Below are 16,054 nucleotides of genomic sequence, written 5' to 3' on the forward strand. Positions count from 1 at the left end.
CCGCATTGCGCCGCATGGCGGCCAGGGCGGGGTGGTCGGAGTCGTTCTACGGCACGCAGCAGCGGTTCCTTGTGGAGAACGGCATTCTGGAAGCGCTGCGCGACCATGACGGAACCGATCCGTTCGGCGTGACGGCCAGGCGGAATCGGGCCATTCGCCAGCTGCTGCTGAGCGATGCGATGAGCGAAGCGTTCAAGGTGCTCGTTCTTCGCCGCTAAAGCGGTTCGACAACAAAACAGCCGGGGCGTCCCGGCTGTTTCGGTTTCCTTATGTTTCTCCCGTCCAAGGCGCAGAAGCCGATTGCGCTTGGGTCCAAGTATACGTCGTAACGGTTTTCGCCCCCGCTCCTAGAAGGGAAGCCCCATCTCGAAAACGGTCCAGTACGTAAAGCCCAGAAACGACAGGACCATATAAGCCCAAAAATCGTCAGGTAAGTACGTTCGGAAAAATTCAAATATCCCAACAGGACGAACACGGCCGTTTGGACAAAGAACAGGATGGCCATCTCGATCATATGTCCTGCAAATGCCATAAGACCGATAACCAGCGTCCAGAAGCCGAGTACCCGAAACATGCGCGCCATGTATTCATCCCCCTCTCGTCAATCATCCACCCAAACACTATTGACATTATAACCGTTCGGGGCAAAGCCTGTAAACCTTTTGCTATGACGAATTTCGTCGACGCCGGACTTGCCGCTGCCGCAGATATCCGCAGCTTGCCTCCGTCCTCTCCAGTTTGCGCCGTTTGGAGCGAAAACATGTATGAGCCCTGTGAAATTTGGATATACATTTTAGTATCCGATAGATTCTATGAACTCTACCAAGGGCATAGAGATAAAGTAAGCGCCTTTTACGTGAGGAGGTTATTGTAGTATGACAGCAGTGAGACAGGATGCGTGGAGCCCGGACGACGATTTGATTCTCGCCGAGGTGACGCTGCGGCATATTCGCGAGGGAAGCACACAACTCGCGGCATTCGAGGAGGTGGGGGAACGGATCGGGCGAACCTCCGCCGCTTGCGGATTCCGGTGGAACAGCTGCGTCCGCAAACGGTACGAGGAAGCGATTCAGCTGGCCAAGCAGCAGCGGCAAAAACGCAACTATATGAAAAACAGTCCTATTCGCCGGTGTCTCAAGTATCTGCCCTGTCCCTGATGGAAGGGGAGGAGAAGGGGGGCAAAGGGGACGCCTTCTCTGAAGAGGGCTTGTCAATCGATGCGGTTATCCGTTTCTTGCGGCAATGGAAATCGACGTATGCGGAACTTACCCGCCAAATCCGGATGCTGGAGAAAGAGTTGAAAGAAAAAGAGGAACTGGTAAGCGAGCTTCGCGAAGAGAACGAGCGGTTGACCAACGAGATAAATAACGCCCAGACCGATTACCGTACCGTCAATGACGATTACAAAACGCTCATTCAGATTATGGACCGGGCGCGGCGGCTGGCTGTGCTGACGGATGAAGAAGATGCGAAGGCCCGCTTCAAGATGGACGCGAACGGTAATTTGGAGCGAATCGAGTAACGTGCGATCGTGTCGCCCGGACGGGAACGGGCCAGGCACAGCCAGCGCGCGCCGGCAACGGCGCGCGTTTTGCGTTTTTGTCCGCCGCTCGCAGCCTGCCTGCCGTTCTGCTACAATGGCAGCATAGCCGCTTTCGGGCAAGCGGAGCAGAGAGCCAAGGAGGAAAGCGCATGGAATTTCATATCGTGGGAGGCGGCTCGATCGGTCTGCTGTACGCGGCGAGACTGGCGCTCGCCGGTTACCCGGCAACGGTATGGACGCGAACGGAAGAGCAGGCGGCGGAATTGAACCGCTGCGGCATCCGGCTGGAGGCGGGGGATGCGGCGAGACAGGCCGCCGTCCGTGCGGCCCCCTTGTCGGAAGCGGCGGCGACCGGACCGGATCAATGCGCAAGCCGGACGGTGCTGCTCGCCGTCAAGCAGCCGCAGCTGACGCCGGAGCTGCTCGGGCTTGCGGGACGGTTGGCGCAACCCGGCGCGGCGGTTTTATGCCTGCAGAACGGCATCGGCCATCTTGAGCGGATCGCCGCGGCGATGCCGGATGCCGACGTATACGCCGCCGTCACGACGGAAGGCGCCCGCAAGCTCGCACCGGCGGTCGTCCGCCATACCGGAGCGGGCGAGCTGTGGTTCGGGCCGGCGGCGCGGAATGCCCGGCCAGGGGGCGCCTCGGGCGGCGCAGATGGCCGCCATGCGCAAGCGGATGGCGAAAATGGGCGCCATTCGCAAAATTTGTTGCTTTTCGCCTTGAAAAAGGCAGGAATTGATGCCTATCTGTCGAATGACATCCATAACCGGATCTATGCGAAATTGTTGCTGAATGCGGTGATCAATCCGCTGACTGCGATTTACGGGGTGCGCAACGGCGCTTTGCCGGAAGATCCCGCCAGACTCCGTCTCATGCTCGCGCTTCACAAGGAAACGGAGGAGGTTCTGCGCGCGGCGGGAATGGCGCCGTCGGAAGACGGTTGGAAGCGTCTTCTGGACGTATGCGCAAGTACGTCGGCAAACGTGTCGTCCATGCTGGCCGACATCCGGGCCGGAAGGCGCACGGAAATCGACTGGATCAACGGAGGCGTATCGGCGCTGGCCAGGAAAGCCGGGCTGTCGTCTCCGCTCAATGACGCGATGGTAACGCTGGTGAAAGCGTTGGAACAATAGACGGGAGGGACGGGCGAACTTGGACTGGATAGTGAAGAACGTCAATTATTTGTACGCGGTTCTGGCGGTGGCGCCGGTCATCCCGTTCGCTCTCGTTTATTATATCTACGGCGCGTTTGTGAAAGACCGCAAAAAAGCGTTCCGTATGGCCATGGATGTTACGACGGGGCTGCTTATCGGCTGCGTTGCGGTTCTGTTTGACAAAATTTTCAACAGCGGGTTCGGTCTGTACGGCATCATGCTCGTCATGCTGCTTGGCGGCGGACTGCTCGGCAATTTGCAGTTCCGGAAACGGGGCGCCGTCAACGTAAAGCATATCGTGAAAGTTGTCTGGCGGCTCGGTTTTTCGCCATGAGTCTGCTTTATGTCGTGCTGATGTGCATCGGCCTCGGCCAAACCTTGATCGCAACCGTATACTAATGAATAATGCAATGAACGTCAGATTCGGCGACTCTTTCGCGTCCAAAGGGTCGTCGATTCGTTTTGACGGTCAACACCGCATTGTGTACAATTTAAAGCAGGTTTTAGCGCCAATGGGTTTCATTGACTATACAGGATACAGAGCAGGAGGTTCTGGCTGTTGACCATAAAATGGGAAACCTACAATTGGCCGGGAGGACAGCCGCTGGCCGAAGCCTATCGGCTACGGACAGATCCCGCCGTGCTGGAGTTGTTCGGCGCCCATCCGCTGGACGCGGAAGGATGGACGCAAAGATTGGAGCGGCTGCGCTCGCATGCCGATAAGCGGGCCGACATCCGGAAAGTCGCGGAGGCACTGCGCGCCTATAATGCCCGTTTCGATGCGCCGGAAGCGGTGGCGAACAATATCGACGCGCTGGCCGAAGGCGCTCCGGCCATCGTCGGCGGGCAGCAGGCCGGATTGTGGACCGGACAGCTGCTTGTCATCCACAAGGCGGTGACGGTCATCCAAGCCGCCCGTGCGGCTGCCGGCCGCCTCGGCCGTCCGGTCGTGCCGGTGTTCTGGATCGCCGGCGAGGATCACGATTGGGACGAGGCGAATCACGCTTATGTGCCGGGCGGCGATCTGGAGCCGCGGAAGATCGCCATTCCCCGGCCCGCCGGGGCGCGCACGTCTGTGAGCCGGACGATCGTCGACGCCGGCGCGTGGGACCGGGCGCTGGCGGAATTGTCGGATACGCTGCCCGATTCCGAGTTCAAGCTCGAATTATTGGAGCGGCTTGGATATGCCTCCCGCCGGTCCGCTACGCTGTCCGAGCTGTTCGCCGACGTGCTGACCTGGCTGTTCGGCCGCGAAGGTCTCGTCCTGCTCGATGCCGACGATCCGGCGCTGCGCCGACTGGAAGCGCCGATGTTCCGGCGCCTCATCGAGCAGGGCGACAGCCTCGCCGCGGCCTACGCGTCGGCGGCCGAACGGGTGAAGCTTGCGGGATACGGCATTCAGGCGGACGTCGTGCGGGACAGCGCGAACTTGTTCCTGTTCAGAACCGATGAACCGGAACGCGGCGGACACGAAGCGTCCGCCGGCGAGCGTACGCTGCTGTTCCGGCGCAACGGCCGCTTCGAAGACCGGCGGGGCTTTCCGGTAGCCGGGTTCGACGAGTTGCTGCGCATGGCGGATGAGCGGCCGGAGCTGTTCAGCAACAACGTGCTGACGCGGCCGCTCATGCAGGATTATGTCCTTCCGGTTCTCGCCGCCGTGCTCGGACCGGCCGAGATTGCGTACTGGGCGCTGACCGGCGAAGCGTTCGCGCTGCTTGATATGGCGATGCCGATTATCGTGCCCCGGCAGTCGTATACGCTCGTGGAGGGAGCGATTGCGAAGCATATCGGCAAGTACGGGTTCACCTTCGACGAGATTGTGAACCGCTTCGAGGCGAAAAAGCGGAATGGCTCGCCCGCCATGACGAGCTTGACATTGAGGGGCGGTTCGCCGAAGCGCGGCGGCGGTTTGCGGAAATATACGGTCCCGTGCTGCAGCTTGCGTCCGCCGTCGATCCGGGGCTGACGCAGCTTGGCGAGACGAACCGGCGCAAAATTATGGAGCAGATCGATTATATGGAAGCGCGGACGATCGATGCCCGCAACAGGCGGTTCGAAACGGTTGTCCGCCGGCTGGACCGGATGGCGAGGGCGATTGTGCCGCTCGGGAAACCGCAGGAGCGGGTCATCAATATGACCGCCTACTGGAACCGTTACGGAAGAGATTGGCTGGACGCGCTGCTGCGGCTGCCGTTTGAGCCGTGCGCCAGCCATCGTATCGTATACTTATAGGCCGCATTGCTAATTTGCGAGGAAAGGTTGTGACAAAATGAGCGCAGCAGCGAAAAGCGAAAGCGTCATTCGCGATATCGGACTTGCGCCGGAAGGTCGCTTGAAAATCGAATGGGTGCAGGCGCATATGCCCGTACTGAACCGGATTCGGGAAAAATTCGAAAAGGAGCAGCCGTTTAAAGGACTGAAAGTGGCGATCTCGCTCCATCTGGAAGCGAAGACCGCTTATTTGGCCAAAGTGGTGAAGGCGGGCGGCGCCGAAGTGGCGATAACGGGCAGCAATCCGCTGTCTACCCAGGACGACGTATGCGCGGCTCTGGTGGAAGACGGCATTACGGTGTTCGCCAAGTACAATCCCGATCCGCAGGAATATAAAGAGCTGCTGATCAAAACATTGGAGACGAAGCCGGATTTGATCATCGACGACGGCGGCGACCTGGTAACGATTCTGCATTCGGAGCGGCGGGATCTGCTTCCGAATATCCGCGGCGGCGCCGAAGAGACGACGACCGGCATTCTCCGGCTAAAGGCGATGGAGAAAGAAGGCTCCCTGCAGTTTCCGATGGTGGCGGTCAACGACGCGTTCTGCAAATATTTGTTCGACAACCGCTACGGCACCGGGCAGTCGGTATGGGACGGCATTAACCGGACGACCAATCTGGTCGTCGCAGGCAAGACGGTCGTCGTCGTCGGATACGGCTGGTGCGGCAAAGGCGTGGCGATGCGGGCCAAAGGGCTTGGCGCCAACGTCATCGTCACCGAGGTCGACGCGATCAAGGCGGTTGAGGCGTACATGGACGGCTTCCGCGTCATGCCGATGATGGAAGCGGCCAAAATCGGCGATTATTTCGTGACCGTAACCGGCAACCGCGATGTCATTCGCGGCGAGCACTACAAGGTGATGAAGGACGGCGCGATCTTGTCGAACGCCGGCCATTTCGACGTCGAAGTGAACAAGCCGGAGCTGGCCGCGCTTTCGTCCGAAGTGCGCACCGTTCGCCGCAATATCGAAGAGTACCGGCTCAAGGACGGGCGCAGCATCTATGTGTTGGCGGAAGGCCGCCTCGTCAACCTGGCGGCGGGAGACGGACATCCGGCCGAAATTATGGATATGACGTTCGCGCTGCAGGCGATGTCGCTCCAATACGTGAACGAACGCTACAAGGAAATCGGCAGCAAAGTGGTCAACGTTCCCTACGAGCTCGACGAGCAGGTCGCACGCCTGAAGCTGGAATCGCTCGGCATCGGCATCGACACGTTGACCGACGAACAAAAGGCCTATCTGGACAGCTGGACCGAGCATTAGGACAAACGGCGGGGCTGCGCCCCGCCGTGCGAATCCGTTTCATGTAATAAAGCACCTTCAGTTCCACTTCAACGTGGTTCCGAAGGTGCTTTTTGTTTGGTTCTCCATTGTTTTCCTCCGCTTTAATGAACGGGCGTCCGCTTGCCCGCTTCGCTTCGCGCGGCAGACAGCCGGCAGGCATGCCGGATCGCGGCGGTGCGCGCCAATTTGCGCAAATCCTGCTCTCCGCAGCACAAGAGCTCCGGATCGCCCGACAACTCCAGGAGCGCGCCGATGCTGGCATGTTCGGCATCGGCATCGTTGCCGAGCAAGTAATGGGCGATTTGATAGCAGTAATGCTCCAGCGATCGCAGCCGCTCCACCTTGGCAGCAAGCGTTGGACTCATAGCAAAACAACCCCCTCTTTCTGCTGACGCCCCGCCCCCGGGAGGCGCCGATATCCCAACAATAGCCGATAATTGTATCCAAGTCGTTTCAAAATCGTAACAATTTACCCGATAAATTAAATTTCTTAAAAAGAGCCGAAAGAGAAGGAATTTTATTTTAGGTGGCGAATTATCTTTTCAGAGTGGTGGAAAGTGGGACGAAGTGGGGAATTTGGGGGAAGGAGTGGACCGGCCGATGTTCATGGGCGAATATCAGCACAGCATTGACGATAAAGGCCGGCTCATCATTCCTTCCAAGTTCCGCGAATCGCTTGGCGCGCGGTTCGTCGTCACCCGCGGTCTTGACAACTGTCTGTTTGTATATCCGATGGAAGAGTGGAGCCTTCTGGAACAAAAGCTCAAATCGCTGCCGCTTATGAAATCGGACGCTCGCGCCTTCACCCGTTTTTTCTTTTCCGGGGCGACGGAATGCGAGCTGGACAAGCAGGGCAGGATCAATGTGCCGAACCACCTGCGTGAATACGCGAAGCTGGACAAAGAGTGCATGGTGCTCGGCGTTTCAAACCGCGTTGAGATTTGGAGCAAAGAAACATGGGCACAATACTATCAACAATCGGAAGAGACGTTCAATGAAATTGCCGAGAAGTTGGTCGATTTCGATTTTAACTTCTAGTTCGCTTTCATCATCAGGGAGGGCTGCCGCGTGTTTCAGCACAAGACGGTACTCAGGGAAGAAGCGGTCGACGGCCTGGCCGTCAAGCCTGACGGTATCTACGTCGATTGTACGCTCGGGGGAGCGGGGCACAGCGAGCTGATCGCTTCGCGGCTGACATCCGAAGGACGATTGATCGCTCTCGATCAGGACGAATGGGCCCACGAGCATGCCCGCAGCCGGCTAGCCCCATATTGGGATCGCGTTACGCTCGTAAAAAGCAATTTCAGATTTCTCGAGGAGGCGCTGCGGGGCGCCGGAGTTCCGGTGAACGGCAGCGGGGTCCCGGCCGTCGACGGCGTTCTGTTCGACCTCGGCGTGTCGAGTCCGCAGCTGGACGAAGCGGAACGCGGCTTCAGCTACAATCACGATGCGCCGCTCGATATGCGGATGGACCGCTCTTCCGGATTGACGGCTTACGATATTGTGAACGGCTGGGAGGAGAAGGAGATATCCCGTATCCTCCACGTCTACGGCGAAGAGCGGTTTGCCCGATCGATCGCCCGGCGCATCGCGCAAGTCCGGGCGGCAAGGCCGGTCGCGACGACCGGGGAGCTGGCGGAATTGATCAAAGAAGCGATTCCGGCGGCGGCAAGACGGACCGGGCCGCATCCGGCCAAACGGTCGTTCCAGGCGCTGCGTATTGCGGTTAACGACGAGCTCGGCGCCGAAGCGGAAGCGCTGGAACAGGCGATCCGCTGCCTCAAGCCGGGAGGGCGCATCGCGGTCATTACGTTCCATTCGCTTGAGGATCGGATTTGCAAGCAAACCTTTGCCCGATATGCGGGGACGTGCACTTGTCCGCCGGATTTTCCGGTCTGCGTATGCGGCGGCAAAGGCGTGCTGAAACTTGTCAACCGCAAGCCGATTACCCCAAGCGAGGAAGAGCTGAAAGACAATCCGCGGGCGCGGTCGGCCAAGCTGCGCATCGCCGAAAAACGCGCCGAAGACTGACGGATATATCGATGTGTAACCAAAGAACGAGTTCATGGGAGGGGAAATGAGCCTTGGCTTACAGTAATGGAAATTTGGCGCTGCAGCCGAAACGCAAACCGGAAGACCGCGCTGTCGTAAGGGAAAGGAAGAAGATCGTCGTCAAGCGCAAATCGCTGCCGGTACAAGAGAAGCTTCTGTACTTGTTCACGGTGGCGGTATGCGTGATCGTGGCCGGGGTCATCATTTTTCGTTATGCCCAAATCTATAAAATGAATTGGGAAATCAAGCAGCTGACGAATCAATATCAGGAGCTGGCTGTCGAAACGAAAGAGCTGCGCAAGCAAGTCGAAATGCTGGCCGATCCGGAACGCATTCGCGAGCAGGCGCTGGCGCAAGGGATGGTCGAAGCGGATCAGGCCGGCATTCCCGTCAAGCCGGATTCGGAGTCCGAGACCGCAGCATCCGCCGAATAGGTGACCGGCTATGAACAAACGGATCAAATTGCGCTCGCTGTTTGTCGGAGGGATCATCACCCTCCTTTTTGTTATTCTGCTCGGCCGCGTTTATTTCGTTCAGGTCGTCAAAGCCGATTTCTGGTTCGAGAAAGCGCGCGAGACGTGGGCGGCATACGATCATCTGGAGCATAAGCGGGGTACGATTACCGACCGTCAAGGACGGGTGCTGGCGATGGACGCGCTGGCCTATACGGTGGCGGTCAACCCCCAAGTGATCAACAAGCTGGGCATCGCGGACGAGGTCGTCGCCCGGTTGCATGACATTTTGGGGAAGTCCGAGAAGGAGCTTCGCGATCTGGTAACGGCAAAGCGCAAGGACGGGACGTATTATGCGCAGCGCGAAATCCGTCCGGAGGGCTGGAAGATCGACAAGGCGCTCAGCGATCAGGTGGCCGCTTTCCGGGATGAGCTGAAGGCGAGGCTGAAGGAGCAGAACGTCGGCATCTATCTATTGAGCGGCCAGAAGCGGTTTTATCCGAAAAAAACGCTGGCGTCGCATCTGCTCGGCTTCGTCAACAAGGAAGGAAACGCCGTATACGGACTCGAAGCGAGCTTTGACGACGTCATCGGCGGCGAAGACGGGGCGATCAAATACCAGCGGGACGGCAAGCAGGTGCAGCTCGCGCAAGGGGAAGTGGAATACAAGCCGGCCCGAGATGGGAAAAATATTACATTGACGATCGATTCGGAAATTCAGCATTATGTGGAGGAAGCGATCGGCGAGGCGCAGCGGGAATATAATCCGAAAAGCATCACGGCGATCGCCGTCGATCCGAACACGATGGAAATATTGGCGCTGGCGAATACGCCGAACTATGATCCGAATACGTATTGGTCCGCGAAAACCGCCAATTTCTACAACCATGCGATCCAATCCCTGTACGAGCCGGGCTCGACATTCAAAATCGTCACGCTGGCGAGCGCCGTGCAGGAAGGACTGTTCAATCCGAACGCGACGTTCATGTCCGGCAACATCCGTATCGGCAAGGATACGGTGAAAGATCACAACGGAGTGGGCTGGGGCGAAATTTCGTACCTGGACGGGGTCAAGCATTCCAGCAACGTGGCGTTCGTCAAGCTCGGCCAGGCGCTCGGTCCGGAGAAGCTTCGCGACTACATCACGGCTTTCGGCTTCGGCCAGAAGACAGGCATCCAGCTGCCGGCGGAAGTCGCCGGGAGCGTAAATTTCAGAAGCAACATTCCGATCGAGGTCGCGACCGTCACGTTCGGACAAGGGGTCGCGGTAACGCCGATCCAGCAGGTCGCCGCGGTCGCCGCGGTGGCGAACGGCGGCAAGCTGCTGCAGCCGCAGCTCATCAAACAAATCGAGGACCCGGTGACGAAGCAGGTGACGAAGGTCGAGCCGAAAGTGGTGCGGCAGGTCATCTCGCCGGAGACGTCGCGCAAGGTCGGCGAATATTTGGAACAGGTCGTCTCCGACCAGAAGATCGGAACGGGCCGGAACGCCTATATCGAGGGCTACCGCATCGCGGGGAAAACCGGTACCGCCCAGAAGTGGGACAACGCGAAACGAGGATACTCGAATGACAAATACGTCGTATCCTTTATCGGTTACGCGCCGGTCGAAAATCCGAAAGTGCTGCTCTACGTTCTTCTGGACGAACCGGACGTGCCGTACGCGGGCGGCGGCTCCGTCGCGGCGCCGATCTTCAAGTCGATCATGCAGAAGACGCTGCGCTACCTCGGCATTCCGCCGAAACTGTCGGACGCCGCGGTGAAGGATGCGAGCAAGGACGCGACCGTCAAAGTGCCCGATGTGACGGGCAAGGCGGTCAACACGGCGAAGAGCGAACTCAGGCAGCTGGCGCTGAGCTACGAGACGGTCGGCAAAGGCGGCAAGGTGCTGCAGCAAATTCCGCAGGCCGGCGCCGTCATCCAGCCGTCCCAGCGCATCTATCTCGTGACCGAGTCGCGCGACAAGCTGGCGGTTCCGAATATGCGGGGACTGTCCCTGCGGGACGCGATGGAAATCTGCTCCCTGCTCGGCATTCGCATCGTCGCCGAAGGCGAAGGATATGTCGTATCGCAAATGGTAGCGAAGCAAAACGGAGAACGCGTCGTGAAAATCGTCCTGAAGCCGTCCGCGCCGTCCGCCGGCGAAGAGAACCGGAACGGGACGGATGGCGCAAAGAAAGAGACGGACGAACCGGCAGAATGAACGCAAGGCGGCCGTCGGCCGGCGTTCTTGTGCCGCGCATGTCCGGACCCGGGCTTGTTCTAACCCCCACTTGTCCCGAATAGGCTGAGAATAACGGTTAATCGGAAACGACCGCTTCATTCTGGCCTGGTCGGAAGGGGGAGCAAGATGAAAGTATCGAGTGTGACGTTAAGGCGCCGGCTGTTCACGGCGCTTCTGCTGGCCGGCGCGGCATTCGCGGCTTTGCTGTTCCGCCTCGGTTACGTCCAGCTTTGGATCGGGGAGGAGCTGTCCGCGAAAGCCGAAGAGTCGTGGCGCCGGGAAGTGCCGTTCGCGGCCAAACGCGGAGAAATTCTGGATCGAAACGGAATCCGCCTGGCCTACAATATCAGCTCGCCGTCCGTCATGGCCATCCCGGTGCAAATCAAGGAGCCGGAGCGAACGGCGCGGGAGCTGGCAAGCGTGCTCGGCATGACCGAAGACAAGCTTTACAAGCTGCTCACGAAGAAGGAAAGCATCGTCAGACTGAATCCGGAAGGGCGGAACATTACGCCGGAGAAGGCGGAGCAGGTGCGGAAGCTGGCGCTGCCGGGCATCGTCGTGGCGGAGGACAGCAAACGCTACTATCCGTTCGGCAGCCTTGCCGCCCATGTGCTCGGCTTTGCCGGCGTCGACAAGGGGCTCGCCGGCGTCGAAGCGAAATACGATTCGCTGCTGAAAGGGATAAACGGCAGCGTGTCGTATTTGGCCGACGCGGCGGGCCGGCAGATGCCGGGCTCCAACGACACGTACCGGGCGCCGCGCGACGGGCTGAACCTGCAGCTGACGATCGACAAGCAGATTCAGGCCGTCATGGAGCGGGAGCTGGACGCGGCGATGAGCAGGTTCAAGGCGGACCATATGATCGCGATCGCGATGGACCCGGACAACGGCGAAATTCTCGGCATGGCCAGCCGGCCGACCTACGAGCCGGACAAATTCCGCGAGGTGCCTGCCGAGGTATACAACCGCAACCTGCCGATCTGGATGACCTATGAGCCGGGATCCACCTTCAAAATCATTACGCTTTCCGCGGCGCTGGAAGAAGGCAAGGTCGATTTGAAAAACGAGCGCTTTTTCGATCCCGGTGCGATCGAGGTGGGCGGCGCCCGGCTGCGGTGCTGGAAAAAAGGCGGACACGGCAGCCAAACGTTTCTTCAGGTGGTGGAAAATTCGTGCAACCCCGGATTCGTAACGCTTGGACAGCGGCTTGGAAAAGAGAAGTTGTTCGATTACATAAAGAACTTCGGATTCGGGGCCAAAACCGGCATCGATATGGCCGGCGAAGCGACCGGCATTTTGTTCAAGCTGAACCGCGTCGGTCCGGTGGAACTGGCGACAACCGCGTTCGGCCAGGGCGTATCCGTAACGCCGATCCAGCAGATTACGGCGGTATCCGCCGCGATCAACGGCGGAACGCTGTATAAGCCTTACGTCGCCAAGGCATGGATTCATCCGGAAACCGGCGAAACGGTGAGCGAGATCGAGCCGGAGGCGGTAAGGCAGGTCATCTCCCCGGAAACGTCGAAGCAGGTGCGGGAAGCGCTCGAAAGCGTCGTCGCCAAAGGAACGGGGCGCAACGCCTTTATCGACGGCTATCGCGTCGGAGGCAAAACCGGCACGGCGCAAAAAGTGGTGAACGGCCGCTATTCGCCGAACGAGCATATCGTGTCGTTCATCGGCTTCGCCCCGGCGGACGATCCGGAAATTATCGTCTACGTCGCGGTCGACAATCCGCAGGGCATCCAGTTCGGGGGAGTCGTCGCCGCGCCGATCGTCCGGAACATTCTGGAGGACGCGCTCGACATCCTCGACGTGCCGCCCCGCAGCAACCAGCTGCCGCGTGCATACAAATATGGAGAGACGCCGATCGTTACCGTCCCGAATCTCGTGGGCAAAACCGTATCGGACATCTACGAAGATATGAACATGAATTTCAATTTGTCGTCCGCAGGCACCGGTTCGACTGTCATCCGTCAGGCGCCGGCGGCCGGCACGAGGGTGGAGCGCGGATCGACGATTCGCATCTATCTCGGCTCGGATGCCGATTTGCCCGGCGATGTTGAAAAACATGACCATGGATCATAATGGAAAATAAGGACAAACCGGTGCCGATAAATGTAAGGAGGAACCGCAGATGAAATTGGAGCAATTGGCCGGTTTGCTGCTGACGGCCCGCCTGGAGGGAGACGGGAACGTGTCCGTCTCCAGCCTGGAGACCGATTCCCGTCAGGTGAAGCCGGGGGCATTGTTCATCTGCCTGCCCGGCCATACGGTCGACGGGCACGACTTCGCCGCGGAAGCCGTGGAGCGGGGGGCGGTCGCCATCGTGGCCGAGCGCCGTCTCGATGTCGGCGTTCCGCAGCTGATCGTGCCGGAAAGCCGGCTGGCGATGGCCGTGCTGGCCGACGCATTCTACGATCACCCGAGCGACAAGATGAAGCTGATCGGCGTAACCGGTACGAACGGCAAAACGACGACAACCTACTTGATCGAGCGGATTTTGCTCGATGCCGGCCGCAAAGCGGGCGTGATCGGCACGATCGAAATGCGGTACGCCGGCTTGACCGTGCCGGTGTCGGGCACGACGCCGGAGGCGCTCGAACTGCAGAAGCGGCTCGCCGACATGGCGCGGGCGGGCACCGAATATTGCGCCATGGAGGTATCGTCCCACGCCCTGGAGCAAGGGCGGGTCAAAGGCTGCAAATTCCGCACCGCGATCTTCACGAACCTGACGCAGGACCATCTCGATTATCATGTGACGATGGAGCGGTACAAGGCGGCGAAAGGGCTGCTGTTCGCCCGGCTCGGCAACGGCTACCCGGCTTCTGCGGAGGAGCGGAGCTACGCGGTGCTCAATGCCGACGACGAAGCGTCCGAAACGTTCCGGCGCCTGACGGCGGCCGAGACGATCACCTACGGCATCGACCGCGAGGCGGATGTGCGCGCCTCGAATATACGCATTACGTCGCAGGGCACATCCTTCCATGTCCGGACGTTTCGCGGCGAAGCCGACGTCACGCTGCGGATGGTCGGCAAGTTCAACGTGTACAACGCGCTGGCGGCGCTGACGGCCGGTCTGATCGAAGGGCTGGAGCTCGGCGCGATCATCCGCAGTCTGGAATCGGTCCCCGGGGTGCCGGGACGGGTCGAGGCCGTTTCCGCGGGACAGCCGTTCGCCGTCATCGTCGACTACGCGCATACGCCGGACGGCCTGGAGAACGTGCTCAAGGCGGTGAAGGAATTCACCGAAGGGCGGGTAATCTGCGTCTTCGGCTGCGGCGGCGACCGCGACCGGACGAAGCGTCCGATCATGGCCCGCATTGCAGGTCAATATGCGGATTATGTCATCGCCACGTCGGACAATCCGCGCACGGAAGACCCCGAGCGGATTCTCGACGATGTGGAAGAAGGATTCCGCTCGTCGGGCGTCGGGAAAAGCCGCTACGAACGCATTGCCGACCGCCGTCTGGCGATTCAAAAAGCGGTTGAAATGGCAAGCCCGGGGGATGTAGTATTGATTGCGGGGAAAGGCCACGAAACGTATCAGATCGTCGGCGGCGTTACGCATCCGTTCGACGATCGGCTCGTGGCCCAAGAAGCGATAAGGGGACTGCTGACGTGATAATACGCAACATGGAACAGATCGCCCGCATGTGCGGCGGGCGATTGGATGAGCGGAGTGGCTCGGCCGTCGTTCGAGGCGTATCGATCGATTCCCGGACGATCGCGCCGGGGGAACTGTTCGTGCCGCTCGCCGGCGACCGCTTCGACGGTCACGATTACGTGGAAGCGGCTGTCCGGGCCGGCGCGGCCGGCGTGCTGTGGCGGGAAGACCGCCCGGTGCCGGAAGCGCTGCGCGCCGCCGGGACGCCGGTCGTGCGCGTCGCCGATACGTTAACCGCTCTTCAGCGTCTTGCCGGCGCCTACCGGGACGAACTCGGTCTGTTCGTCATCGGCATTACCGGCAGCAACGGCAAGACGACGACGAAAGATATGACGCATGCGCTGCTCGGAACGAAGTTCCGTACACGCAAAACCGAGGGCAATCTGAACAACCATATCGGACTGCCGCTTACGATATTGCGGCTCGGCGAAGAAACGGAGGCGGCCGTTCTGGAAATGGGGATGAGCGATTTCGGCGAGATCGAGTTGCTTGCCTCCATCGCCAAGCCCGATATCGCCGTCATTACCAATATTGGCGAGGCTCATCTTCAGCAGCTCGGCTCGCGGGAAGGCATCGCGCGGGCGAAGCTGGAGATTGCCGCCGGTCTGAAGCCGGGCGGACTTCTGCTGTACAACGGCGACGAGCCGCTGCTGCGCGAAGGGGTGAAACGGACGAAGCTCGCGGACGGCGTCCGTCTGGAAACGTTCGGCCTCGGCGAAGGCAACGACTGGACTGCGACCGACATCGAATTGTCGGCGCAGTCATCCGCTTTTGCGGTGCGTGCGCGCGGCGGCGCGTTGGCAGCGGAAGCTGCGGCGATCGGCAGACCGGCCGTCGCGGCGGCCGGCCGCCACAACGTCGCCAATGCGCTGGCCGCTGTCGCCGCCGCGCTTCACGCCGGCGTGCCGGGGGCGCGCATACGGGAAGGGTTCGCTTCCCTGAAACTGACGTCGATGCGGATCGAGCCGACCCGGGCGGCTTGCGGCGCGGTCGTGCTGAATGACGCGTACAATGCCAATCCGACGTCCGTCCGCGCAGCGATCGACCTTGTCGAGCAGCTGCAGGGCTATCGCCGCAAATGGCTCGTGCTCGGCGACATGCTGGAGCTCGGTCCGGACGAGGCGGCGCTGCACCGCGGCATCGGCGAATATGTGACGCCGCAGAAGGCGCAAGGGCTGCTGACGTACGGTCCGTTGTCCCGCCATACGGCGGAAGGCGCGGCGGACGCTTTCGCGGCTGCCGGCCTCGGCGATGCCGTGCGCCACTTCGCCGACAAATCCGAGCTTGCGGCATGGCTGAAGCGGCGGCTCGGTCCGGACGATCTCGTGCTCGTGAAAGGCTCGCGCGGCATGAAAATGGAAGAAGTCGTCCGGGCGCTGGAAGAATGACGGGGGTGAGCT

The 16,054-nt window shown here is 60.2% G+C and carries 13 protein-coding genes and 3 pseudogenes; 14 read left to right on the top strand and 2 right to left on the bottom strand.

Annotation, left to right across the window (positions count from 1 at the left end):
- A pseudogene (locus PACILC2_RS12070) lies at positions 1-218 on the top strand (class I SAM-dependent methyltransferase); the annotation flags it as partial.
- Positions 219-347: 129 nt separating this feature from the next.
- On the opposite strand, the pseudogene PACILC2_RS12075 reads toward PACILC2_RS12070, so the two are convergent.
- A pseudogene (locus PACILC2_RS12075) lies at positions 348-583 on the bottom strand (DUF2626 domain-containing protein).
- Positions 584-875: 292 nt separating this feature from the next.
- Here PACILC2_RS12075 and PACILC2_RS12080 point away from each other — a divergent pair.
- The 6 genes and pseudogenes from PACILC2_RS12080 to PACILC2_RS12100 all read left to right on the top strand — a co-directional run bounded on the left by PACILC2_RS12080 (position 876) and on the right by PACILC2_RS12100 (position 6,241).
- A pseudogene (locus tag PACILC2_RS12080) lies at positions 876-1,522 on the top strand (RsfA family transcriptional regulator).
- A 170-nt stretch (positions 1,523-1,692) separates the two neighbouring features.
- On the top strand, positions 1,693-2,682 hold the full coding sequence (locus tag PACILC2_RS12085) for a ketopantoate reductase family protein (RefSeq protein ID WP_213528993.1): 990 nt from the start codon (positions 1,693-1,695) through the stop codon (positions 2,680-2,682).
- Between the two features lie 19 nt (positions 2,683-2,701).
- Positions 2,702-3,037: a DUF3397 domain-containing protein gene (locus PACILC2_RS12090; RefSeq protein ID WP_244863464.1), complete on the top strand. Its 336-nt coding sequence runs from the start codon at positions 2,702-2,704 to the stop codon at positions 3,035-3,037.
- 225 nt (positions 3,038-3,262) lie between these two features.
- The gene (gene bshC, locus PACILC2_RS12095) at positions 3,263-4,669 is read left to right on the top strand and encodes a bacillithiol biosynthesis cysteine-adding enzyme BshC (RefSeq protein WP_443678848.1); all 1,407 of its coding nucleotides are present in this window, start codon (positions 3,263-3,265) and stop codon (positions 4,667-4,669) included.
- Positions 4,579-4,935, top strand: coding sequence for a hypothetical protein (locus PACILC2_RS29745; RefSeq protein WP_443678849.1), 357 nt, complete (start codon positions 4,579-4,581; stop codon positions 4,933-4,935). The genes bshC and PACILC2_RS29745 overlap by 91 nt, the downstream gene beginning before the upstream one ends.
- Positions 4,936-4,972: 37 nt before the next feature.
- A complete protein-coding gene (locus PACILC2_RS12100; protein ID WP_062492389.1) occupies positions 4,973-6,241 on the top strand; it encodes an adenosylhomocysteinase in 1,269 nt (422 codons plus the stop codon).
- 122 nt (positions 6,242-6,363) lie between these two features.
- On the opposite strand, the gene PACILC2_RS12105 is transcribed toward PACILC2_RS12100, so the two are convergent.
- Positions 6,364-6,627 carry a hypothetical protein gene (locus PACILC2_RS12105; RefSeq protein WP_062492390.1) on the bottom strand — a complete coding sequence of 88 codons (264 nt, stop codon included), beginning with the start codon at positions 6,625-6,627 and terminating at the stop codon, positions 6,364-6,366.
- A 235-nt stretch (positions 6,628-6,862) separates the two neighbouring features.
- Here PACILC2_RS12105 and mraZ point away from each other — a divergent pair, with 235 nt between their 5' ends.
- The 7 genes from mraZ to PACILC2_RS12140 all read left to right on the top strand — a co-directional run bounded on the left by mraZ (position 6,863) and on the right by PACILC2_RS12140 (position 16,042).
- Positions 6,863-7,300 carry a division/cell wall cluster transcriptional repressor MraZ gene (mraZ, locus tag PACILC2_RS12110; RefSeq protein WP_062492391.1) on the top strand — a complete coding sequence of 146 codons (438 nt, stop codon included), beginning with the start codon at positions 6,863-6,865 and terminating at the stop codon, positions 7,298-7,300.
- Between the two features lie 30 nt (positions 7,301-7,330).
- Complete coding sequence (gene rsmH, locus PACILC2_RS12115; protein ID WP_213528994.1) at positions 7,331-8,293, top strand: 16S rRNA (cytosine(1402)-N(4))-methyltransferase RsmH; 963 nt, start codon at positions 7,331-7,333, stop codon at positions 8,291-8,293.
- A gap of 53 nt (positions 8,294-8,346) precedes the next feature.
- Entirely contained in the window at positions 8,347-8,748 is a 402-nt protein-coding gene (gene ftsL2 / locus PACILC2_RS12120) for a cell division protein FtsL (RefSeq protein WP_062492393.1), read from the top strand.
- 10 nt (positions 8,749-8,758) lie between these two features.
- Positions 8,759-10,969 (top strand): penicillin-binding protein, encoded by a 2,211-nt coding sequence (locus tag PACILC2_RS12125; protein ID WP_213528995.1) that lies wholly within the window; start codon positions 8,759-8,761, stop codon positions 10,967-10,969.
- Positions 10,970-11,116: 147 nt separating this feature from the next.
- Positions 11,117-13,075: a stage V sporulation protein D gene (locus PACILC2_RS12130; RefSeq protein WP_213528996.1), complete on the top strand. Its 1,959-nt coding sequence runs from the start codon at positions 11,117-11,119 to the stop codon at positions 13,073-13,075.
- Positions 13,076-13,124: 49 nt separating this feature from the next.
- A complete protein-coding gene (locus PACILC2_RS12135; protein ID WP_213528997.1) occupies positions 13,125-14,612 on the top strand; it encodes a UDP-N-acetylmuramoyl-L-alanyl-D-glutamate--2,6-diaminopimelate ligase in 1,488 nt (495 codons plus the stop codon).
- The gene (locus PACILC2_RS12140; RefSeq protein WP_213528998.1) at positions 14,609-16,042 is read left to right on the top strand and encodes a UDP-N-acetylmuramoyl-tripeptide--D-alanyl-D-alanine ligase; all 1,434 of its coding nucleotides are present in this window, start codon (positions 14,609-14,611) and stop codon (positions 16,040-16,042) included. Before PACILC2_RS12135 ends, PACILC2_RS12140 begins: the two co-directional genes overlap by 4 nt.
- The last annotated feature ends 12 nt before the right edge of the window (positions 16,043-16,054 follow it).

Origin of the sequence: Paenibacillus cisolokensis (assembly GCF_018403665.1) — a bacterium.
GTDB classification, from domain to species: domain Bacteria; phylum Bacillota; class Bacilli; order Paenibacillales; family Paenibacillaceae; genus Paenibacillus_AH; species Paenibacillus_AH cisolokensis.

Bases quoted from the DNA above. Each gene is read 5' to 3' on its own strand.
- PACILC2_RS12085 (WP_213528993.1), top strand. From the start codon at position 1,693: ATGGAATTTCATATCGTGGGAGGCGGCTCGATCGGTCTGCTGTACGCG.
- PACILC2_RS12100 (WP_062492389.1), top strand. From the start codon at position 4,973: ATGAGCGCAGCAGCGAAAAGCGAAAGCGTCATTCGCGATATCGGACTT.
- PACILC2_RS12105 (WP_062492390.1), bottom strand. From the start codon at position 6,627: ATGAGTCCAACGCTTGCTGCCAAGGTGGAGCGGCTGCGATCGCTGGAG.
- mraZ (WP_062492391.1), top strand. From the start codon at position 6,863: ATGTTCATGGGCGAATATCAGCACAGCATTGACGATAAAGGCCGGCTC.
- PACILC2_RS12125 (WP_213528995.1), top strand. From the start codon at position 8,759: ATGAACAAACGGATCAAATTGCGCTCGCTGTTTGTCGGAGGGATCATC.
- PACILC2_RS12130 (WP_213528996.1), top strand. From the start codon at position 11,117: ATGAAAGTATCGAGTGTGACGTTAAGGCGCCGGCTGTTCACGGCGCTT.
- PACILC2_RS12135 (WP_213528997.1), top strand. From the start codon at position 13,125: ATGAAATTGGAGCAATTGGCCGGTTTGCTGCTGACGGCCCGCCTGGAG.